Source organism: Salinibius halmophilus (assembly GCF_003577475.1).
In the GTDB taxonomy this organism is placed as follows: Bacteria; Pseudomonadota; Gammaproteobacteria; order Pseudomonadales; family Natronospirillaceae; genus Salinibius; species Salinibius halmophilus.
In genome coordinates this window covers 18,933-39,536 of sequence record NZ_QPEP01000008.1, presented here as the reverse complement: position 1 = coordinate 39,536, position 20,604 = coordinate 18,933, and the positions used below count along the sequence as shown (strand labels likewise).

General features: G+C 45.8%; 18 protein-coding genes. 2 read left to right on the top strand and 16 right to left on the bottom strand.

All coding sequences use genetic code 11. The annotated features are described in order from the left end of the window. Window positions 1–9: 9 nt before the first annotated feature. From asnB to DUW71_RS10160, 16 genes are all read right to left on the bottom strand, one after another. Window positions 10–1,890, bottom strand: coding sequence for an asparagine synthase (glutamine-hydrolyzing) (asnB, locus tag DUW71_RS10235; protein ID WP_119395167.1), 1,881 nt, complete (start codon window positions 1,888–1,890; stop codon window positions 10–12). 9 nt (window positions 1,891–1,899) lie between these two features. Then, window positions 1,900–3,015, bottom strand: a complete 1,116-nt coding sequence (locus tag DUW71_RS10230; RefSeq protein ID WP_119395166.1) for a glycosyltransferase — start codon at window positions 3,013–3,015, stop codon at window positions 1,900–1,902. Beyond that, window positions 3,012–4,304 (bottom strand): O-antigen ligase family protein, encoded by a 1,293-nt coding sequence (locus tag DUW71_RS10225; RefSeq protein ID WP_119395165.1) that lies wholly within the window; start codon window positions 4,302–4,304, stop codon window positions 3,012–3,014. The genes DUW71_RS10230 and DUW71_RS10225 overlap by 4 nt, the downstream gene beginning before the upstream one ends. Next, entirely contained in the window at window positions 4,297–5,538 is a 1,242-nt protein-coding gene (locus DUW71_RS10220; protein ID WP_119395164.1) for a glycosyltransferase family 2 protein, read from the bottom strand. Before DUW71_RS10220 ends, DUW71_RS10225 begins: the two co-directional genes overlap by 8 nt. Next, a complete protein-coding gene (locus DUW71_RS10215) occupies window positions 5,535–6,563 on the bottom strand; it encodes a GNAT family N-acetyltransferase (protein ID WP_119395163.1) in 1,029 nt (342 codons plus the stop codon). The genes DUW71_RS10220 and DUW71_RS10215 overlap by 4 nt, the downstream gene beginning before the upstream one ends. Beyond that, on the bottom strand, window positions 6,556–7,656 hold the full coding sequence (locus DUW71_RS10210) for a GNAT family N-acetyltransferase (RefSeq protein WP_199671203.1): 1,101 nt from the start codon (window positions 7,654–7,656) through the stop codon (window positions 6,556–6,558). The genes DUW71_RS10215 and DUW71_RS10210 overlap by 8 nt, the downstream gene beginning before the upstream one ends. 2 nt (window positions 7,657–7,658) lie before the next feature. Beyond that, window positions 7,659–9,479 (bottom strand): carbamoyltransferase family protein, encoded by a 1,821-nt coding sequence (locus tag DUW71_RS10205; RefSeq protein WP_119395161.1) that lies wholly within the window; start codon window positions 9,477–9,479, stop codon window positions 7,659–7,661. After that, window positions 9,479–10,459, bottom strand: coding sequence for a polysaccharide deacetylase family protein (locus tag DUW71_RS10200; RefSeq protein WP_119395160.1), 981 nt, complete (start codon window positions 10,457–10,459; stop codon window positions 9,479–9,481). The genes DUW71_RS10205 and DUW71_RS10200 overlap by 1 nt, the downstream gene beginning before the upstream one ends. Window positions 10,460–10,474: 15 nt before the next feature. After that, window positions 10,475–11,578: a hypothetical protein gene (locus DUW71_RS10195; RefSeq protein WP_119395159.1), complete on the bottom strand. Its 1,104-nt coding sequence runs from the start codon at window positions 11,576–11,578 to the stop codon at window positions 10,475–10,477. A 27-nt stretch (window positions 11,579–11,605) separates the two neighbouring features. After that, window positions 11,606–12,481 carry a P-loop NTPase family protein gene (locus DUW71_RS10190; protein WP_119395158.1) on the bottom strand — a complete coding sequence of 292 codons (876 nt, stop codon included), beginning with the start codon at window positions 12,479–12,481 and terminating at the stop codon, window positions 11,606–11,608. A 5-nt stretch (window positions 12,482–12,486) separates the two neighbouring features. Beyond that, the gene (locus DUW71_RS10185) at window positions 12,487–14,037 is read right to left on the bottom strand and encodes a Wzz/FepE/Etk N-terminal domain-containing protein (RefSeq protein ID WP_119395157.1); all 1,551 of its coding nucleotides are present in this window, start codon (window positions 14,035–14,037) and stop codon (window positions 12,487–12,489) included. Next, complete coding sequence (locus DUW71_RS10180) at window positions 14,037–14,687, bottom strand: polysaccharide biosynthesis/export family protein (RefSeq protein WP_119395156.1); 651 nt, start codon at window positions 14,685–14,687, stop codon at window positions 14,037–14,039. The genes DUW71_RS10185 and DUW71_RS10180 overlap by 1 nt, the downstream gene beginning before the upstream one ends. After that, on the bottom strand, window positions 14,687–16,090 hold the full coding sequence (locus tag DUW71_RS10175; RefSeq protein ID WP_119395155.1) for a TIGR03013 family XrtA/PEP-CTERM system glycosyltransferase: 1,404 nt from the start codon (window positions 16,088–16,090) through the stop codon (window positions 14,687–14,689). The genes DUW71_RS10180 and DUW71_RS10175 overlap by 1 nt, the downstream gene beginning before the upstream one ends. Next, window positions 16,087–17,049 (bottom strand): ExeA family protein, encoded by a 963-nt coding sequence (locus DUW71_RS10170; protein ID WP_119395154.1) that lies wholly within the window; start codon window positions 17,047–17,049, stop codon window positions 16,087–16,089. Before DUW71_RS10170 ends, DUW71_RS10175 begins: the two co-directional genes overlap by 4 nt. After that, the gene (locus DUW71_RS10165) at window positions 17,039–17,944 is read right to left on the bottom strand and encodes an XrtA system polysaccharide deacetylase (RefSeq protein WP_119395153.1); all 906 of its coding nucleotides are present in this window, start codon (window positions 17,942–17,944) and stop codon (window positions 17,039–17,041) included. Before DUW71_RS10165 ends, DUW71_RS10170 begins: the two co-directional genes overlap by 11 nt. A 273-nt stretch (window positions 17,945–18,217) precedes the next feature. Then, complete coding sequence (locus tag DUW71_RS10160; RefSeq protein ID WP_119395152.1) at window positions 18,218–19,321, bottom strand: FAD-binding domain-containing protein; 1,104 nt, start codon at window positions 19,319–19,321, stop codon at window positions 18,218–18,220. Window positions 19,322–19,398: 77 nt separating this feature from the next. Here DUW71_RS10160 and DUW71_RS10155 point away from each other — a divergent pair, with 77 nt between their 5' ends. Together DUW71_RS10155 and DUW71_RS10150 are read left to right on the top strand one after the other, a co-directional pair. Beyond that, window positions 19,399–19,710, top strand: coding sequence for a thioredoxin family protein (locus DUW71_RS10155; protein WP_158583971.1), 312 nt, complete (start codon window positions 19,399–19,401; stop codon window positions 19,708–19,710). A gap of 76 nt (window positions 19,711–19,786) precedes the next feature. Then, on the top strand, window positions 19,787–20,599 hold the full coding sequence (locus tag DUW71_RS10150; RefSeq protein ID WP_119395150.1) for an HDOD domain-containing protein: 813 nt from the start codon (window positions 19,787–19,789) through the stop codon (window positions 20,597–20,599). Window positions 20,600–20,604 lie beyond the last annotated feature (5 nt).

The window sequence follows — 20,604 nt, the reverse complement described above, 5'->3', positions numbered from 1 at the left end:
GATGTTTAATTACTCAGCACCGCCATACTTTGAATACCAACTATAGAAACAAAGTATTGACCACAATTCATGGGTGTGTTTAGTGTTTCCATTATTAAAGTCTGAAAAAATCCTTTTTAGCTTTTCTTTACAAAAGATACCCTCAGGGAAAAACTCAATTGCTTCTGAGAGTGCAGGATTTAACTGATTCCTGAGCCAACTTTCCAAAGGGACAGAGAATCCCATCTTTTTCCTATTTAAAATGTCTTTAGGAAGCTTTTTTGTAAGTGACTTTTTTAGGATGTACTTCTTGTTAGTCCCATTTAGTTTATATTCAGGTGGTAAGCTGGCTGCGTACTCGACAACGCGATAATCCAATAAAGGAGCTCTAGCTTCTAGTGAGTTTGCCATGGTCATTCTGTCTACTTTGGTGAGGATATCTCCTGGTAAATAGGTTTTTATGTCTGTGTAAAGCACCTTATCGAGGTGATTATCAGCTGGAGCATCATTGTAGTAGCTGCATGTATGTACCGATGGGCAGTAGCCTGAGATAGATCTTTCAAACTCATTTGTACTAAGCCAATTCCACAGATCTGAGCTAAAAAATGTATTGGTAGTAAAGAATGCTTGATTTGGGTCCTTGGTTATGGAGTTAAGAAGCGATCTAGCTTTTTGTGCCGGCCTGCTGCTATATTTTCTTAATATTTTTTGGATAGGTGGTATACACAGAGTCTTAGCCAAATCCGGTGTTAATGCTCTTAACTGATTTTCTCGCATATCGACAGTATATTTTGAATAGCCAGCAAAGCTCTCGTCTCCACCATCTCCAGCAAGGGCTACTGTCACTTTCTCTCGTGCTAGTTTGGCAACAAAGTATGTTGGAATAAAAGATGGATCGCAAAAAGGTTCATCGAAGTAGTTGGCAATTTTTTGGAATTGACTGGGAACATTATCCTTAACTGTTAACTCATAATGCTCAGTAGCAAAGTGTTTCGCCACGGTTTCTGCATGTTCAACTTCATCATATTTTTTGTCATTGAATCCGATGGCACATGTTTTAACTGGTTTCGTGCTGTTTTCTGCCATCATGCCAACAACTGCAGATGAATCTATACCTCCACTTAAAAAGGCTCCAAGAGGAACGTCACTAACCATTCGTAACTTGGTAGCATCTTCTATTAAATGATATAGCTCTTCGGATACCTGTGTTTCTGTTCGGCTTGTTTTCTGAGTAAAGTTTAAGTCCCAGTACTTCTTTTGGATAATTTCACCATAATGGTCGACATCAACTTCGAAGAAGTGTCCTGGCTTCAATTTGTATATGTTGTTAAATATTGTCTTTGGTTCGGGTACATATTGATAGAAAAAATAGTCTTTAACTGAACTTTTATCAATAGACCTCTTTATAAAAGGAAGTTCAATTAGTGACTTGATTTCAGATGAGAAAGCAAAATCCCTTCCAAATTTATAAAAGTAAAAGGGTTTTTTCCCTAGTCTGTCTCTAGCACAAAATAGCTTTCTAGTTTTTGAATTCCAGATTGAAAATGCAAACATACCATTTAGTTTACTTAGACAATATTCGCCCTCCTTAATAAAGAGGTTTAGTAATACTTCTGTATCTGTCTTCGTAGTAAATGAAACACCATTAGAAATAAGTTCCTTCTTTAGTGCTTGGTAATTATATATTTCACCGTTAAACACAATAGTGTAGTGTCCAATGGTCATTGGTTGTGTGCCAGCCTTAGAAAGATCAATAATGCTAAGGCGCTGGTGAACTAAGCCTATGTTTTCGTCTGACCAGGTTGCACATGCGTCTGGTCCTCGATGTAAGATTTTTGCACCCATTTCTTGTAATTGGGTAACGGTTTCTAGCTTATGATCTTGAAGAAAGTATCCAGCAATTCCACACATAGCCTAAAATTATCCTAAAGCACAAGTTAGCTTGTTAAATAAGTCTTTGTATTCATTAACCATTCTCGAAGCTGAGAATCTTTTATTAACTAACTTATATCCTTCGTCAATTATTTTAAGTTGAAGTGCTTTATCTTCAACCATCTTACGTAAGTGAGTTGTTAGTTCGTCGACGTTTCCATGTTCGGCTAACAGCCCTGTTTTACCATGGACAATAATCTGATCTACTCCTGGAATGTTGTATGCAACAACAGGAGTCTTTATAGCTAGTGATTCCATTATGCATCTCGGAATACCTTCTAACTCAGATGCGAGGCAGAAGACATCGAAATTCTTTAATAGTTCAAGTCGATCGGTGCGAAATCCGAGGAAGTGAATACTCTCATAGCATTTTAATGTCTTGGCATGGTTAATAAGTTCTTGTTTTTGCTCCCCATCTCCTACTAGCTGTAGCTGTGATTGAGGGTAGGTTTCATGAAATTTTGAAAAAGCATTGATAAGGTCTTTTACACCTTTCCTAGGTATAAGTTGGCCAACATAACCAATGGTGTAATTGTTCTCATTTTTTATAGTTACGGAGTCCTGAACCATAGGTTTCAGTTCGGTAAGGTCAACGCCATTTTCAATAAAAGTGGTCTTATCAGTGTTTACACCAAGTCGAACCATGTCGTTCATTAATTCCATTGATAAAGGTGCTACTGCATCAAAGTGTTTTAAACTAAAGTTACCAAGTGTGGTATATAGTTTTAGTTTAAAATCCATTTGCGTTGAAAATCCGTGAGGAGTTGCAACTCCTATTATTTTTGTTTTTTTTGCGGCCAATAGACCGATGATATCTGACTTATATCCATGAGTATGAATAATGTCTATTTTTTGTTGCTTTATAATCTTGGAAAGCTGATCGACAGCAGAGAGAATATCAAACTTATTTTTTAAATTGATCACATGAGATTTTCCAGCCTTTTCAGGGTAATACTCAAGTATAGACAAATCTTGTGATTCAGATTCTTTGGTTACTACTAGATCACAGGTGTCAAAGCCACTTTCAATGTTTCTTGCGAATGCAACGACCCAGCGCTCGGCACCGTAAAAGCCATTAGGGGTAATAAACTGTAGAACTCTCACAGTTGTGATCCTTTTCTTATGTAAATATTAGAACAACAAATTATGTAGGTGATAAGCCAAAACAGAACTTCTGCTCTAAGTCTATTGATAAATGTAGCGGCAATTAAATAGCTAATCAGAGCACACTCTAAAGTTAGTATTAGGAAGTATTTTCTGTATTCCTTTTTCTCAATAAGGTGTTTTTTTGTTAGGTAGGCAGACCGGAATGTTAATACCAGTAACAATACAAAGGTTATAAATCCGTGATAGCCAATTTCACCTATCGCCTGAAACCACGTTGAGTGTACCGCTGCTCCATTGGGGTGAGCTTTTCGGTATTCTTCACCGATGTACTGCAGGCTAACAATTTGAAAGCCACCTACACCTAAGCCATGCGGATAATCCTGAATTGCTCGTACTGCAGCGAACCAAAAATCGGTTCGGTGGGCGCCACCACCACCTTCATCGACCTCGCTTAAAGTAGACATTCTGTCCCAGAACTCTTGGTCAGTAAGTGCTAATCCTGCACTTGATCCGAGTACAATCAGGAGAATTGCTATCGCACGTTGGCCTTGTTCTCTGTATTTTGAGAACATCATTAGCAAAAAAAATAGCCCTGAACCTCCTACCACAGCCAAAAACGAACCGCGGCTATTAATAAGTACAATACCATTTGCTATTAGAGCGCCGCATAAAGCTGAGTAGAGCTTTACTTTTTTGGTGCCAGTCCAAAAAAAGTATATGCAAAAAACAAGAGCAGGGGCCATCGCTGCTGCAGTATAGTTACCGTCACCTCCTGTATCGACCATTCCTATGCCTTCAACTCTACCTTGCCAATCGCGCCCCGTAATATGTGCTTGTTGTCCTATATATGCACATCCTGCCATATAAGCATACAAAGAAGCTTTAAGTGCAGCTTCTGAATTTAGCAGTTTGTAAATTATTAAACAGATAATAATAAGTTTTGTGAAGTCACTGGTGAATTTATCATGGACATAAGGATCTAGAGCATAAGGTGCTGTTAACATATAAATTATTGGTAGAAGCATCATAACGTATGTAGCTTTTTGGTTTCTAAACCTACAGTCGTGTCCAAGCTTTTTATAGTTTATGAATAATGCTAGCATCATTATTATTACAGTGATAAAGGAATATTTTAATCCTGGAATGCTTGCTGACCACCAACGTATATCTGGGTTAACCCAATAGACTAGCTGATAAGTAAGGTAGGCTGAAATAGGAGCATATGTAAGTGCTACTATAATACCTGAAATAAATATCATTATGAATAATAGTGCTAGCTTATACATTGTTTATACCAATATATACTGTAGCTATCTTCAATGTTATTACTGCTAGCATTATTATTGAAGGCTTTATATGTGACTTGCTATCTCTTTTGGTGTCTCTCGCCGTTTTCCATGTGGCTTCCGTTTTTCCAAATGCGGCAGAAATTACACCTAGTAATGAGGCAATGTTAACTAATACAAAGTAATAAGGTATGCATAACGCTTTATATTTTTCCTTTGTAATAATGCAAGCTAGGCAGATAATGTAGGCGATAATTTCAGCAGTCGATGCCAGCAGATAGTAATTCAATCCAATAATCGACATTGAAATATTTATGAGGGATATTGATATAAGGAAAAAAGGAACTAACCATCTTAAAAGTTTATGGGAGATTACTTGTATTGAAAATATTCCATGTTTAAGAGGATTTAAAACTGTTGCGACACTCAAAAGCCCACGGAAACTTCTACCAACAATCCTTTTTTTTCTATTGAATTCAAGGCTTAGGTTTCCAGCAGTATTTTCAAAGCATTTAGCTTTTTCTTCAAAGATTCCTCGGTAGCCTTTCGATACAATTTGGAGAGGGTTCACAAAGTCATTAATGTCATGTTGATTTAGTGGTGTCCATAAGTCCTTCCTTATGGCATAGATAGCACCGTCGCCACCCACTACAGAATGTAATTGACTTTCCCATTTTTTTATTAATAACTCATAATTCCAATATATGCTTTCACTTGCAGAAGACGAATCGTCATCATTATATAGCGCAGCTCCCACAACGTATCCAACTTTAGGGTCATTGAAATGAGGTACTATGTTTTTTATTGCGTTTAGGTCGTAAATGGCATTAGCGTCGGAGAATACTATGATCTCACCTTTTGCTATCTCAAGTGCTGAATTTAAGCCAAGGGTCTTCCCTAGTCTCCCCTCCTGTCTAAAAAGTTTAATGTTTTTTTCGTTAAATGAAGAAACGATTTCATCTGTCTTGTCGGTTGATCCATCTGACACGACGATTACTTCTAATAAATCTTTTGGATAGTTTAACTTAATCGAGTTTTTTATTTTTGATCCTATTACTTCCTCTTCATTAAAGGCTGAGACTATTAATGTTACTGATGGTCTATGGTTTACGTCATAGTTTGTTTTTCTATTAAAAATTTTACTAAAAAAATATAAGAGTACCGGGTAGCCTAAATAAACATATAAGCAAATAAATATTAGTGTTAGTGTAACTGCATTGAGTGCTGTAATCATAGCGTGATGTACCTGCGCAGTGTGCCACCTAGTGAGTTACTCACAGAAAGCGGCAGCTTTTGCCATGTTTTCTCGATGATTGGGCGTACTTTTGCGCCCAAACCAGGGCCAGTTTCAGCTTTTGGCTGTTGGCCGCTGGCAGTCCAGGTTTGCCAGTCTAAAACGTGCGGCTGTGCGCCCCATTGTTTTTTAAAGCGGAAGGTGCCTTCGCCGTAGCTTGAGCGGCCAAAATCAAACTGGGTCGCACCGCTGTCGCATAAATAGGCTTGAATTGCCCAGTACAGCAGCATATTTGGTGCCAGTTTGTTGTAGTCAGCTAGGGTAGAAGCCCAAGGAATCACGGCATTGTTGCCAACTCGCAGTACTAAGCCAGCACCAACAACTTTGTTGTCCATAAACACCAAGGCAACAAAGCTGTCGTCGCCATAGTGTTGCTGCACGGCTTGGAACCACTGTTTAGCGTGTGGAATTGAGCCAAGGCGCAGCATGTTTTGTGCGTACACATCAAAAAAGTCTGCAATGGCTGCGCCGCTATTCACTTGAATGCTTGCGGTTAAACCATTTTTTTCTGACTTGCGAATTTGGCTGCGCAGTTTTGGCTTATAGCTGGCAATTAGTGCCTCGGAGCTATCCATTAGCTCGCCGATCATACGCACCTTGGTGCCTTCGCTTACGCTGTTTACATGGCCAGCGTCGCAGCGTAGATCTAACTTTTTGCCATACTTGGCAGCTGCTTTGGCTAGCTGCGTGGCAATCTCTGGGCTATCTGCCAACGGGCCACCTAGGTCGCAAAACGGAAGTGAACACAGGTGTTTACCCAATGGGCTGCGCACTTCGCTAGCGGGTAAAACGCCCACGGTGTCGCCTTGTTCGTTTATGGCTTGCCAGCACAAGGCTTTGTGTCCATAGGCTTGTTGCACCGCTGCCCGCCATGCACTTAAATGGTAGGCGCTGGCGTTGTTATGTTGGCGAACATAAGTATCTAACTCGGTGGCGGCGCCACTATGTAAAATAATCTCAGTCATATCCCTGCCGCAACGCTTGTTGCTTACCTAGTTGTTGTTTGCCAAGCCGTGCTAGGCGCTCTAGAGCAAGGCCCCAGTGCGGTTGCTGCAAGGCAACCTTATGCAATTGGCAATGCTTTTTGGCCATTTGGGTTTTGTAGCGTTCGTTGCCACCCATAAAGTCGTAGGTGTGGTAACCACGCTGGCGATAATTTTCTATACATAGGCTATGGCCTAGTAGGCCCGGTTTAAGCTGGTTGTCTGTTGGTTCTGCTAATCCACCTAAATAGAAATAAACCTTGCCGCGGTAGGCTAGGTTATAAAAGGTGGCTATTAGTTCTTCGCCGGCATACACCCGTACTAGGTCGACTAAGCCTACTTGCCAGGTTTGCCTTATTAGGCGGTGATGAAAGCCAATAAATTCAGGGTTGGCGTACCCACTGCCGGCATTGCCGGTGCCCCAGCGTTTTAGGTGCAATGGGCCTATGTCGTCAAACCATTGGAGTGCTTGGGCTAAAGATTCAGGTCGCTCAATATGCAGAGGGCCATAGGCTTGTTCATAGCGTTTGGCACTGCGGTTTATTTGGTAGCGAGTATTGCGCGACAAGCAAGCTTTGTAGTCGGGCATGTTTGCCAAGTTCACCTGAAAACTTGGCGCTGTCCATAGTTCGTGTTGTGGCATTTGTGCTTGTTGGTTTAAGCGCTCAAGGTCTTCATCACGAATGGCACCCAATACCAGTTCGTCAAACTCAACCTGCTGCTGTAAATAAGCCAGCATCTGAGCTTGGCATGGTTCGCTGGTTAAGAAGTCGTTGTACTCAATCCATATTTGGTCTTGCGCTGGCACGCCGGTTTGGTGCAAATGCAGTTGCTTACTTTGCAATAGGCCAAGTCGACGCTTGCTTTGGTATACCACTAGTATGCCCAAACCAACCACAACACCATCGCGTTCTGCTTTTACTACTATGGCGTTGGGTTGGTATTGCTGCAGCCAGGTGCTCATCCACGCCCAACTTAAAAACACGTCGTTGCGCGCACGTGCTTCTAGGCCTTGCCAGTCATTGGCAAGGCCTGGGTAGTTAGCGAGGGAATGATGGCTTACAGCAATACTCACTATTATTTGCTCGCGGTTGGGTGCTTAACTAAGAATGGGCCTAGTACTAGGTAATCTAGGTTGCCATCTAAGAAGGCGCGCACAGCATCTACTGGGCTGTTAACAATCGGCTCTTCGTGCATGTTAAAGCTGGTGTTAATTAAGCTTGGAATGCCACTTAGCTTCTCGTATTCCTTCAGAATGTCGTAGTAGCCAGGGTTTACTTCACGGCGAATCAACTGCGGGCGAGCGGTGCCATCAATGTGCACGGCTGCTGGGCAGTTTTCGCGCATGAACTCGGTGCAGTCGAAGGTCACGGTCATAAACTCGGCGGTATGCTCGGCACCAGCTATGTTGTGGTAGCACTTTTCGCGTGCTTCAAACAGGGTTACTGGGGCGAATGGCATAAACTCGGTACGGCCCAAGCGTTTGTTCAGCCATTGGTTCACTTCTGGCTCACGGGCATGGTACATAATGGTGCGGTTACCTAAGGCTCGTGGGCCGTATTCCATGCGGCCATCGCAACGCGCTACTACTTCACCACTGTGGATCAGAGCAGCAACATCGGCAGCTAGGTTTTCTGGGCGTTCGTAGGTAAGGCCAGCATCTTTTAGTGCTTGCTCTTGTTCGGCTTCGCTGTAATCCGGGCCATGGTATGGCGCGTGCAAGGTAGGCCAGGTTTCACCATTCCAGCATTCGTATAGGGCAGCGCCTGTGCCACAACCACCGTCACCCATGTTCGGGTATACAAACATATTGTTCACGCCTTCTACTTCGAAGATGCGCTGGTTGAGTTTTACGTTGGCCGTTACACCACCACTTAGTACCACAGTGTCGATGCCGGTTTTATCTACCCAGTATTTAACGAACTTGGTTGCTACCACTTCTAGTACATGTTGGTAGGCGGCAGCTACGTCAATTTTAGGGAACTTAGACGCCAAATAGCGCGACATAAACACGTTATTCGACTGATAAATCTGGAAGTCGCCGTCTTTCTGCTCAATGCGGCTAAGCAGAATATCGCTTAAAATTTTAGGGTCGCCGTAAGACGCCAAGCCCACAATTTTGCCTTCGTGGCGGCTTGGTTTAAAGCCTAACGCCGAGGTTACGTGCTCGTACATGGTACCTAGCGAGTTCGGGTATTGAATGCCATGTAGGCGGTGAATTTTGCCATCTTTGGCTTCACTTACCGAGCCTGCTAAACCTGTACCATAGCCATCCAGCGTAATACACAGCGCTTTTTCGTAGCCACTGCTTAAAAAGGCATTGGCGGCATGTGATAGGTGGTGGTCAATGCGTTTGGCTGGTTTGTCCCAACCAAAGCTTTTTAGGCCTTCGTTAAGGTCTTTTTCCCACTGTTGGAAGCCTTCACGAGCAGTGTCGGCCCAAACACGCGAGCCTTTTTTCGCTGCTTGTTTAGACGCCGTTTTAGTCTGGAAGTTGTAGTAAAGCTTGTGCAGTACACTTTTTTCCATGGTTTCATTTGGGTTTTTCAAACCATGAATAGCGCTGTCGCGATTCGGCACTTTCTTAAGGGCTTCGTCTACTTGGCCTTTAATGTCAGTTTCTTCGAAACGGTCAATGAACTCTGCTTCGTCTTTGAGGTTCTTCTCGAAGAGTTTTTCTTCGTTTTCCCAAGTTAGGAATGGGTAACAAACTTGGTCGAAGTCTTCCATTTTTAAGCCGGTGTAATCTAATGCGGCTTGCAGCGCTAACTTAGGGAAGCCATTTTGCTGTTTTACGCGCGAGAAGCGCTCTTCACCGGCAGCAAATAGTACTTTGCCATCTACCACTACCGAGACGGTCGCGTCCTTATCGAGAGGGGATATTCCCAAAACTTTCATTATTTTGTCTCCAAAAGTGTTTTTAGCTGGGTCGGCGACGTTGGCTTCCCGCCTAGTTCGTGAAAGAAGAAGTCGAAGTATCGACGAAAGTTATCTAAAAATTCTTGCAAGTCTTTTTCGCTACGCACGTAAGGTGTGCACCCTGGTTTTACACTTGGGCTGTGAAAGCTCCATGTGAAGGTGTTTACCCCTTGCTGGCGCAAGAACTGAGTAATTTTTTTGTGCTCACTAAAGCCGTAACCCTCTGGCGAGAGCGCAATGCGATCACTAAGCCCTAGGCGCGAAAAAATACCTGGCGCTTTTACTTTGTTGAGTGTTTGGCCAAGGTTAAACAGTGGTTTGCGCAAGCCTCCGGTCCAGCCCACAAAAGCGCCGGTAATGGGTATTTCAAGAGCGTTGTCGCCAAAGAAAAATGGTTCGGCGCTGTAATCGCTAAAATCTGGGCCGCCGTCGTACCTGTGGTCGAACGCTGGGCTAACCGACAGGTCGATATCAAAGCCGAGTGCTTGTAACGTACTTTGCGTGTTTGGCCCAAAGCCATAACGGCCTGCTTTATAAGCTCGTGGTGCTTGGCCAAACTGCTCTGTAATTTTGTCGCGCAGCTGAGTTAGCTTGGCACGTTCGAGCTCGGCTGGCAGGTTACCAGGGTACATGTTGCGAACGGTCACTTGTTCGTCGTGTGGTGGGCTTACCCAAGGGTGCAGGTGGGCACCAATTTCGCACTGGCCGGCGCTGTGGTAATGCTTAAGCAAGCGCACACCATCGGGCTGCGAGGCCACTGGGTAGTCAATCACGTAACAAGGCACTATGCCGTAGGCATTAAAAATGTCTTGCACCCGGTCTATATAATTCATTGAGTCAACGCCAGTTTGCTGCCTATCTGGCGGCGCATTCCAGTCGAAGTCTTCTTCGGTATCAATCACCACTTGTAACAAAGGCGGTGAGTCCTTTAATACTGCGGGTTGTACATTGCTAAACATGCGTTTCCCTGCCTGTTATCTAATTTGTTGGCGCAAAGACAAACTCGACATCCAGCTGTCTTCGGCATTGCCCGCTAACACGGTACGGCGGTTAAAGTTGCCGCTAAGCGTAAGCGTTTGGTTAATTTGATGGCTAAAACCTGTGGTTAAGCCCACAAAGGCTGCCTCAATTCTTTGCTGCCAGTCATCACGCTGCTGTTGGTAGTCAGCCGTTAGGGTAACTTGGCTGCGCCGGTTAAGCTTATATGTTGTGCCAAGATTAACGCTGGCGCTAAATTGCCCTGGCAAGGTGTATTCTTCTGCAAAACCTTCTGATTGACTAAGTGATAAGCCACTTTGCCAGCCAATTCTGCTGCTTACCTGCTTGCTAACCTGCCAGCTAGCCAAATAGTCGCGGCTAATGGCTTCGTTCTGGCTAATGCCATGTTGTAGCGTCCAGCTTTGCTGCAGACCTGCGAGCGGGCGGCTGTAATTCGCACTTCCGGTTAGTGCCGTCGTGTTGGCTACCCAGGTGTTGCCAATACTGATCGACAACGACCGTTCGCCAAGTGTGCGGCTGAAACTTGCTTGCGCTGTATGGGCTACGCTGAGCGTTTTTTCAAAGCCGTCCAAGAAAGCTTCGTTGCGCAGCACCTGCACACTGGTGCTGCTGTATTGGCTTATTTTACGTTGTGCACTAATGCCGCTTTGCCAACTGCTAGATTGTGGCCAGCGTTTGCTTGCACCCGTTGCCGAGGCACTATTAAACAAGGTGAGCTGTGTGGTGCTGCTTACATTGGCGATGAAGTTGGCAGCAAGGTTTACCGCATCAGTCAGCTCGGTATCTAAATCTAAAATGTCGTTGGTGCTAGCGCTTACACTGCGTTGATGACCACCGCTGAGCGTTAACCATTGGCGCTGATACGCCCAGTTGGTTGCACCCGTTAACTGCCAGTCTTGGTTTTGGTCCACACTGGCGCTATAACCAAGCGTTAACTGCTGGTGTTGCCATTGTTTTTGCCAACCAGCATCAAGGTTTAGCTTGGCACTCACGTCGCTGCTACTGCTTGTTTGTGCGGCAAGGCCAAGCCCCGCTGTCCATTCAGCATGCGCGATTGTGGCTGTAAGTAGGCTGGTCATCAAAACGATCCTTCGCATCACACCCTCTTATTGCTGGAAAATTAAACCAGCAAATTTTTTCGGGTTGAGCGTGTCTACCGCCGCTGAAATATCTTCGCGTGTCACTTCGCCCGGTAAAATAGACAACGCCGTTTGATCCATGTAGCGCTCAAGCACACTGGCTTCGGTACCCTGTAATAACGATGGCGCGTTAACAATAATAAAGCGGTCTGGGTAGCGCTCTTTCAAGTCTTCCATTAGGTCGTTCATGCGCGCCAAGGTAAATAACTCGGTTGCAGCATCGGCTAGCGTGCCTGCAGGAATAACCGATAAACGATCAATGCCACTTGGGTACATGATGTCTTTTACTTTAAGCTCGGGGTCGTTTATGTAATCGGTCACCCCTTTGTCCAACGGCGTATCTATCAACTCAGCTAAGCCACTGTCGTACGGGTTGCAATCAATAAACAACGCTGCCGATTGCTGCTGCATAGCAAACGAGGTTGCTAGGTTAAAAGCAGTGAGCGTCGCGTTGGTGTTTTTGCTCAACGAAGTAATCAGTACGCTGAAGTTTTTGTCGTCATCAATGCGCTTGCGCAGCTTAATGCGAATGGTGCGGTACACGTCCAGTATGGCCTTATTGGCCATGCCAGAATAAATAATTTTGCGTGTTTGGCGCTCACTATTGCTCAGAGGTGATGGGTTCGCTATTAACCTCAGCGTATCAGCTGGGTTGTAAACCACAGGCGGGCGTTCTTTTTCTAACGACCTAGCCAGCATGCGTTCGGTGTCTAAGCGCTCTTCTTCGGTAACCGTGTACGGCGCCTCCACTCGGTGCTTTTCTTCAACCGGTGGTGTAGGCGTGCTGGCTTGCTGGCGTTGTTGCGACTTTAAAAGCGCGCTGTAGAGTTTTCCTTGGTCCATACTACTTACCCCATTAACTCAGCTAGCTTTTCAGCAATTTTGCTTGGTTCAACACCCATGACGAAAAACACGAAGAAACAGGCATAAGCGAATAAAAACAGGCCTAATAAGAACGCCAGTATCATGATGTCGGTGCGCAACAGGCGCGCCTTAATCGTAGAGTTGTAGTGCGGCACGGCACCTAGCAGTTGAATGTCGCTTGGTAGTTGCTGGCGCAATAAATGCGGCGAGCGAATTTTGCTATCAAACAGCACTAACATAGTAATTAGGCCAATGACTAAGCCAAACGCTAACACCGGGGCAGCCATGGTGAACTGCTTCAGCTGTAGACCGTCGTAGGTATTCGGTAGGTTAGCCGTTTCGTGAATACGGTAGTTTACACCTTGGCCTTGTTCTTCAAGTGTGAGCGAGGTGCGTGCTTTTTCTAGGTCGTTGCGCGCTTCGGTGTATTTGCGTTGAATGACATCGTAGTCACGCATTAGTTCCGAGAAATAAGATGCATTGGCGGCTATGCGCTCTTTGCGCTGAAACTCTTCTTCTAGGCGCGTATTTAACGATACCAAGGTTTTGCGCTGGGCTTCTAAGCGGCTTTCTGTGCTAGCAATGCGAGCGGTAAGCTCGTTGTAAATTGGGTTTTCAATTTGTTCTGTGGCGCGTGCACGTTGGCCTTCGCTGGCAATTTGCTCTTCTAGTTTGGCAATTTGGTCGAGCAGTGTGACGATATCTGGGTGGGTATCAAAGTACAGCAAGCGTTTGCTGTCTAGTTCTTGCTGCAAATTGGCTAAGCGCACTTCGCTAGCCGACTGACCACTGTCGATGGCCACCTCGTTAAAGCGCGGCGTATTGTTGAGCTGCTGGCGGCTCGTTGCCAAGGTGCTCTCATTGGCTTCAATGTCTAATTCTAGGTCTTCTATTTGGCGCTCTAAGCGCTGAATTTGCGCCAGTACCTGAGTTTCTTGGCCATCGGTGTTATTCGATTTAAATGCTTCAACTTGCTGCTCGGTTTCACGCAGTTGTGCTTCAAAGGTATTCACTTGGTTTTGGGTGAAATCAAAGGCGCTTTGTGCTTCGCTGCGTTTGCGTGATTGTGATACATCCAAGAATTCGTTCATTAAGGCATTGAGTGTGCGAAATGCTTGGTTCGGGTCGTCGCTGCGATAATTAACTTCAATGTAGTTACCACTGCGGGTACGCAGGTTCATCGAGCGCGCCACATTGCTGACAATAAACGACTTCTCAGCGTCGGTTTCAAAACCTTTAATCAAACCAGACTCGCGTGCCGCTGCTTCTAATACCGAGCGGCTCGAAATAATCTCACGAGCACTAGCGGTATGCTCGGTGCGAGCCATCGCCGCACTATTGCCCAAAATTGGATCGAGAATATTGGTCACGTCGGCGACTAGCATGGCACTAGAGGTGTAGGTTTTTGGGGTGAAAAAACCCACCGCGACAATGGCGCAGGTTACTACCACAAAAACGAAACTAGCAAGAAAGCGTTTCTGGTAAAGCTCGTGCTTTACGCTATTGATGGTTTCGAAGATAAATCGTAAGTCCATTACAACTCGCCTCGCCAAATGCTTTTACGCGGCACGTTTAAAACGTCGCCCGCTTGCAGAAGGTAGTTAGTGGTCATGTCGCCTCGCTCGGTAATGGCAGCTAGGTCAACTTTGAATTCTTGGTATTCGCCATCTATTAAACGGCTCAACGTGGCGCGTTTGCGAGCAGCAAACTCGGTGTTATTGCCACCGGCAAGCAATAAATCTAAAACGGTCATACCAGCACTATGGGCAAGCGCCGTTGGTTGGTTGACTTCGCCAGTAATGGTGACTCGGTTTAAGTACTGCACGCTAACCGGATTATTCACAATCACTGTTACACGTGGGTTGCGCACATCACGGCTAAGCAAGCGGTCGATGGTGGCAGCAAGTGCTTCTGGTTTTTTGCCTACGGCTTCAATGTCGCCTAACAAGGGCATGGTGATGTAGCCGTCTGGACGCACGGTCACCGACGGGCTCAGTTCAGGGTTGCGCCATACGTGAATGCTTAGCTCGTCACCCACGCCTACTACATATGGCTGCGTCGCAACTTCGATTGACTCGGTATCTAATGAGGTGGGTAACTGCGATGTTTTTACACCGCTCGCGCAAGCTGCTAACAACGCAGCAGCCACCAGTAACAAAGTAAGTTGGCGTAGTGTGTGCAACATTATCGAACTCCTTTTCCGAGCAGTACCACTTCTACGGTTTGCACCATAATGAGTAGGTCGAGCAACATACTATGATTTTTTGAGTAATACAGGTCGTATTCAAGTTTGCCACGTGCGTCGTCTACCGATGCACCATATGGGTAATTCAACTGTGCCCAGCCCATAAGGCCTGGCTTAACGTAGTGGCGAGTATCATAAAACGGAATTTGTTGTTTTAGCTCTTCAACAAATTGTGGCCGCTCTGGGCGCGGGCCAACAATGCTCATCTCACCTTTGATTACATTCCATAGTTGCGGCAGCTCGTCTAAGCGCGTATTGCGGATGAACGCACCCACTTTGGTAATGCGGTCATCATTGGCTTTTGCCCAAATTGCCTTGCCACCTTTTTCGGCGTCTTGGCGCATGCTGCGAAATTTGTAAATGCGGAAGGTTTTGCCTAGTTCGCCTACACGTTCTTGGCTGTAAAGAATTGGCCGACCGGTTTCTATGGCCACTGCAATGGCCGTGAGCAGCATAAATGGCGACATCACAATGGCCAGGCTTAGGCTAATGATTAAGTCGATGGCGCGCTTGGTAAAGTCACGTGGGCGTGATGGTTTAAAGCCTTCCGAGAATAAAATCCACGAAGGGTGTACTAGTGGTAAATGGGCTTTTTTAGTCGCACGCTCTAAAAAGTCGATGGCAGAAGTCACCTCGATGCCGCGCAACTTACATTCCATAAACTCTTGCATAAGCTCTGGTGATTGCTGGCGGCGATCTTCAGGGGCAATCACAATGGTGGAAATGTCGTTGTCGACGGCGTACTGCCACCAACATTCAGGCATTTCTATCAACTGTTTGTTGTCGATGACTTTAGTATGCCCATCGCAAACATAATGCTCGATGCGGTAATCAACGTTTTCACCGTCGCTCTTTAGTAAGTTGCCAATGCTTTGTGCGAACCGACCACTGCCGTACACCAATACTTTTTTGGCAAAATGACGCTGGCTAACAATGCGAACAAACAACCAGCGCAGTGCCATGAGCTGCACCATAGCAATAAGGATAATCCATGCCAGTTTGCCATTCGGGCCTAACAAGCTAATAGATGGCACCAGTAGATATAGAAAGATCAGGCCAATTAAACCTAAGAAACAGTACGACACCAACGAGCGGTAAAACATGGCACTAAAGCCATCTTTTAACATGGTTGTGTAGAGCCCCATAGACAAGGTGCCCAAGCTCATAACCGTTGCAAAAATTGTTAGGTGAATAACGCTTGGCATGCTTGGGTCGAGGCCAAGTAGGTTGGCTAACGACAATTGAAAGAGCAGGGGTGAGACAGCAAACAATACGAACTCAGCACTGCCTAGTGCGAGGTAGGCAGTATGCAGATAGTGTTTGCCAAAACGTATGTAGGTCACTGTTTGCTATCCTTGCGATCAATGCGATTAAAAAATTGCTCAAAGCGCTGCTCTAGGCGCTCAAGCGAACTGGCAATACGCTCTAATGCCTCGGAATTGTCTCCTTGGCGAGCTACTTGCGCAGTAGTCGACACAACGTCATCTTGTGTCTGTGCGATATCCGACGCCATAATGTCGTCGCGAATCTCTTCAATGTCGTTTGGTTCAATATGCGAGCGCCCTTCCGCGTAGGCGCAGAGCATTAAACCATCACATATTTTGTTGATTAACCGCGGAATGCCGCGGCTAATCTGATAAATCCGGCTAATCAGCTCGCCTTCAAACAATGGGGTGCCGCGGTAACCAGATACATGTAAGCGGTGCGCAATATACCTGCCAGTCTCCTCTTCTGACAAGCCATGCAAGTGAAAATGTAGTTTCACCCGTTGGGCAAGTTGCGGAATTGCATTGATGGCTTCGCGCAGTTCTGGCTGGCCTAATAAAATCACCCGCATCATGGCGCCGCTGCCATCTTCTAGGCCTGCTAGCATGCGAATGTCTTCGAGGTTTTCAAAGCTTAGGTTCTGGGCTTCGTCTACCGCCAGCACAACTGGTATGCGCCGACGCGTCATGCTTGCCAAGTAGTCGCGAATGGCGAACATCATGGCAATTTTGTTGTTGTCTTGAATTTCGATGCCAGCTTGGCGGGCGATTAAGTAGAAAAGATCTGCTGCTTCAAGGTTGGTATAGGGAATATGAATAAGCTTTAGGTTTTTATCGATGCTATGCATCAGCTTTTTCAGCAAGGTCGTTTTGCCTGAACCTACCTCGCCACTAATGACCACAAAGCTTTCTGGGCTCCAAGCAGAGGAGTCCATATAAACAAAAGCTTTAGAGTGCTGCTGGCTCATGAAAACGGCCGAGCCCTCAGGTGCTGTTCTAAATGGCTGATCTTTTAGTGAAAAGTGCTCAAGATACATTCGCTGTCACCAAGTTTTGGCTCTCTATTGTTGCGAGTTCACCAGCGTATTGTTGATAACTGTCGCTCACTGTCGAGAAGCGGAAGTCATCAAGTAGCTTGCTTAGACGCGCTTCACACTTATCTAGGTTGGTGTAGTGGCGAAAGCGCGAGAACCAACTAGCGTTGTTAAAGCGTGGTTGTTCTGGATCTACTTCCCACGGGTGCAAATAAAACATCTGTGGGCCTTGGCCTTGATTGCTTGCTGTGGCAAACAAGTACTTGAATACTGGATACGGGAACTGGCGGAAATAGCCACCACCGGCCGCCGGGATTTGTAGACCAGCTAACTTGGCAGTGGTGAGTGGGAACTCTTTGATAATTTCGCCACTGCGAGTGCGAATTTCGTAAGGTGCACGCGGTGAGCTTGGAATGCCATAGTTGTCATGTCGAATTGGGAAGATGCTCGAGTCCCAGGTAAACCCCAGCTCAGCTAAGATATCCAGTGCCCATAATGACTTATCGGTTATCGAGTAGCTCGCCGCCCTGTAACCGGTAACAGGCTTGCTGATGATATCTTCCAATATTTGTTTAGAACGCAGGGTTTCATCGCGGAAGACATCTTGCGATTGCCGGTAGATTAGTTGGTGGCTGTAACCATGCGAGGCAATTTCGTGCCCAGCTTGATCTAACTGTTTGACTAATTCGGGGAATCGTTCGGCAACCCAACCTAATACAAAGAAGGTAGCTTTGACTTGTTTTTGCTCAAAAAGATCTATTAGGCGCTGCGTGTTTTGCACCACGCGAGATGGTTGCTGATCCCACTGGTCTGGGCGAACAACATTGGCCAATGCAGCAACATGAAAGTAGTCTTCCACGTCTATGCTTAGCGCATGAATTTGATTGGTTGCATCCATTTTCGGTCAAGTCCTTTGGTTGCACATTTTCCTGGCCCTGCCAGCGGGGTTCCATGATAGTTAGACTATTGTTGCGCAAATATTAAACAGCACTGTACCAAAGTATTATGTCTAACATGTTTCTTTGTGTTAAGAAAAAACGTCATCCTAACGCTGGTAAAACCGGGTCACTACGGGTTACCAGCCCAAATAGGTCAGCGATTGTACAATATGTTGACTCATATCACAGTAAAAGTTCGACTAAGTCACATTAATTGTGATATCGAACACGCTTTAAAGGTAGGTTTCGCGGTACGTCCCATTAGGGTCGTAGCGGCGAGTTTGCCAATCTAGGTCGAACTCATGTGACTTTTTGCTGACAGGGCTGTACCCCGCAATATACCCCCAGTTTCCGTAGTTTGGGGCGGGGTGATAATCCCATAGATGCTGCTCAAAGAACGCTGCGCCATATTGCCAAGGCACCTGTAAATTGTGAACAAGCCCTGAAGCCATTAGTTGCCGCACGCGATTGCTCACAAAACCAGTTGTGGTGAGCTCTTTGATGCCAGCGTCAACAATGTCGATCCCTGTGTTTCCTTGGCACCAGAGGTCAAAGTTTTTCTGCTGCGCAGGCGTTAATGGTTGTGGGTGAGTAAACAACTGGGCGCCTAATAAACTCGCTAGTCGCTGAAAATATTCCCGCCAAACAAGTTCGTAGATGTACTGTTGCGTAGCTTTATTTTGTCCAAGATTGTTCACGCTCGCCGCTAGGTGGGTAACCGATAGGCTACCTATAGCGAGCGCAGCGCTTAAACGCGAGAAGCTGTGGTCGCCAAGTAGGTCATTACGGGTTTTGTCGTATGTTTGAATGGCGTGGTTTAAGTAGGTATCTAACCAACCTAGTGCTTCTGGCTCGCTGATTGGTACTCTGGTTTTGAAGGGGCTGGTAGGTGGTGTTTTGTCTGCAAGTAAAAATTCAATATTTTCCTTGTTTCCGTAATAAAACTTCGTAAATTTGCCAGCATATTTCGGTGCCATGTTTTCGATGCTTAACAGCATGTTGTGGGTATTAGTAATGCAAGGAAATCCTTGGCGCAGCTCATTGATTTGAAAGTCGCTGGTAATGTCGCAGTATATTTTTTCAACTTGCCGCTCATCCATGACGCTTCGCAGTGATTTAGCATCGTTTACTTCAATAATTGGTAAGTCTAAGGGTAAAGCGTGTAATGCATGGCGCCTTGCTTCAAGCCATTTTGGTTGTTCGCCGCTGCCTAATAACCAGTTCTGTTGGTTGGTGAATAAAATGAGCCCTTGCGGCTGCGATTGAACCAGTGCTTGTTCGAGGGTGGGGTTGTTGTGCTGGCGTATATTGTCGTGTAACCAAATGAAACTGCGCATGGATGTCCCCTTTTTTCCCCTTTTTCACTAGAAGTTCGATACGCTTAATTTCTGTGGTTAGTTTCAGTGGAGTCGATATGGCCGTTTTAGAGTTGAATCAGTCAAATGTGGCCGCAGTCATGCGCAAGCAAGGCTATGTGGCGGTAAAGGTTTGGGGCCCAAACTGCCCACATTGCGCCGCTGCCAAACAAATTTGGCAAAAGCTTGCAGCAGGCGAGGTGGCCTTGTATCAGCTGAATGCTGCAAAAGCGCCCGCCGTGAGCAAGCGTTGGCGGGTACGTGCGGTACCTAGTTTTCTGTTGTTTAAAAACGGCAAAGAAGTAGCACGTTTTCACGGGGCTATTACGGCAAAGCGATTACAGGCTTGGCTGGACAGTGCACAAAAATAATATTTTTGGGGTACGCAAAGCGTTGGGTTGCTGTCTAAGGTTAACAATGTAGGTTCCATTTCATCAGGACTCCGCCATGCAGCTAACAGTAAATGATGTGCTTTCTAAGCCTCAAACCATCCCAAGTATTCCTAAAGTGGTTACTCAGTTAATCGAGTCATTTAATGACCCGTCTCCCGATATTGTGCAAATTGCCAAGCTAATTGAACACGATGAAGGCATTGCCATTAAGGTGCTGCGATTAGCCAATACATCAAAGTTTGGTAGTGCCAGGCAGGTGTCTAGTGTGCAGGATGCCTCAGTTCGTTTGGGGTTAGATAGCTTGCGTACTCTAGTGTTAGCAAGTGGCCTTACCGCTGCAGTAACCAAAGTACCTCACTTAGATTTAAAACAATTCTGGACACGTTCATTCGATGTCGCCGATGTTGGAGGGGAACTCGCTGGCCCGGCTGGCATTAAACCCGATTCAATGAAAACCATTGGCATGTTGCATAACATTGGTGAGGTAGCGCTACATAATTCAGCCCCAGAGCAAGCCTTGGTCGTTGTTGCTTGTGTTGCTAACGGTGACCAACGAGCTGCGGCAGAAACCAAGGAAATGGGGGTAACCAGTGCAGAGGTCGGCTCTGAGATGGTGCGCCGCTGGCGTTTGCCTGAGTTTGTTTGTGAGGCGATTGGGCAACAGCATGAGCCCGAACTGATAGAGGCAAAGTTGCTACGTGTGGCAATGCAGGTGGTGAAAGACAAAGGCATTGAATATGGTGAAGCGCCGCCGGCCCACTTCCCTGTGCAGTTGCTGGAAGACCTTGGCATTATGTGGCCGTCGGTTAAGCATGCGCATGATGTATTGATAGAGCATGGTAACCAGTTCGCAGAACTATTGGGTTAAAAACC

Excerpts from the sequence above, each read along its gene's own strand:
- asnB (WP_119395167.1), bottom strand. The coding sequence starts at position 1,890 with ATGTGTGGAATTGCTGGATACTTTCTTCAAGATCATAAGCTAGAAACC.
- DUW71_RS10225 (WP_119395165.1), bottom strand. The coding sequence starts at position 4,304 with ATGTATAAGCTAGCACTATTATTCATAATGATATTTATTTCAGGTATT.
- DUW71_RS10220 (WP_119395164.1), bottom strand. The coding sequence starts at position 5,538 with ATGATTACAGCACTCAATGCAGTTACACTAACACTAATATTTATTTGC.
- DUW71_RS10215 (WP_119395163.1), bottom strand. The coding sequence starts at position 6,563 with ATGACTGAGATTATTTTACATAGTGGCGCCGCCACCGAGTTAGATACT.
- DUW71_RS10205 (WP_119395161.1), bottom strand. The coding sequence starts at position 9,479 with ATGAAAGTTTTGGGAATATCCCCTCTCGATAAGGACGCGACCGTCTCG.
- DUW71_RS10200 (WP_119395160.1), bottom strand. The coding sequence starts at position 10,459 with ATGTTTAGCAATGTACAACCCGCAGTATTAAAGGACTCACCGCCTTTG.
- DUW71_RS10195 (WP_119395159.1), bottom strand. The coding sequence starts at position 11,578 with ATGACCAGCCTACTTACAGCCACAATCGCGCATGCTGAATGGACAGCG.
- DUW71_RS10190 (WP_119395158.1), bottom strand. The coding sequence starts at position 12,481 with ATGGACCAAGGAAAACTCTACAGCGCGCTTTTAAAGTCGCAACAACGC.
- DUW71_RS10185 (WP_119395157.1), bottom strand. The coding sequence starts at position 14,037 with ATGGACTTACGATTTATCTTCGAAACCATCAATAGCGTAAAGCACGAG.
- DUW71_RS10180 (WP_119395156.1), bottom strand. The coding sequence starts at position 14,687 with ATGTTGCACACACTACGCCAACTTACTTTGTTACTGGTGGCTGCTGCG.
- DUW71_RS10170 (WP_119395154.1), bottom strand. The coding sequence starts at position 17,049 with ATGTATCTTGAGCACTTTTCACTAAAAGATCAGCCATTTAGAACAGCA.
- DUW71_RS10165 (WP_119395153.1), bottom strand. The coding sequence starts at position 17,944 with ATGGATGCAACCAATCAAATTCATGCGCTAAGCATAGACGTGGAAGAC.
- DUW71_RS10160 (WP_119395152.1), bottom strand. The coding sequence starts at position 19,321 with ATGCGCAGTTTCATTTGGTTACACGACAATATACGCCAGCACAACAAC.
- DUW71_RS10155 (WP_158583971.1), top strand. The coding sequence starts at position 19,399 with ATGGCCGTTTTAGAGTTGAATCAGTCAAATGTGGCCGCAGTCATGCGC.
- DUW71_RS10150 (WP_119395150.1), top strand. The coding sequence starts at position 19,787 with ATGCAGCTAACAGTAAATGATGTGCTTTCTAAGCCTCAAACCATCCCA.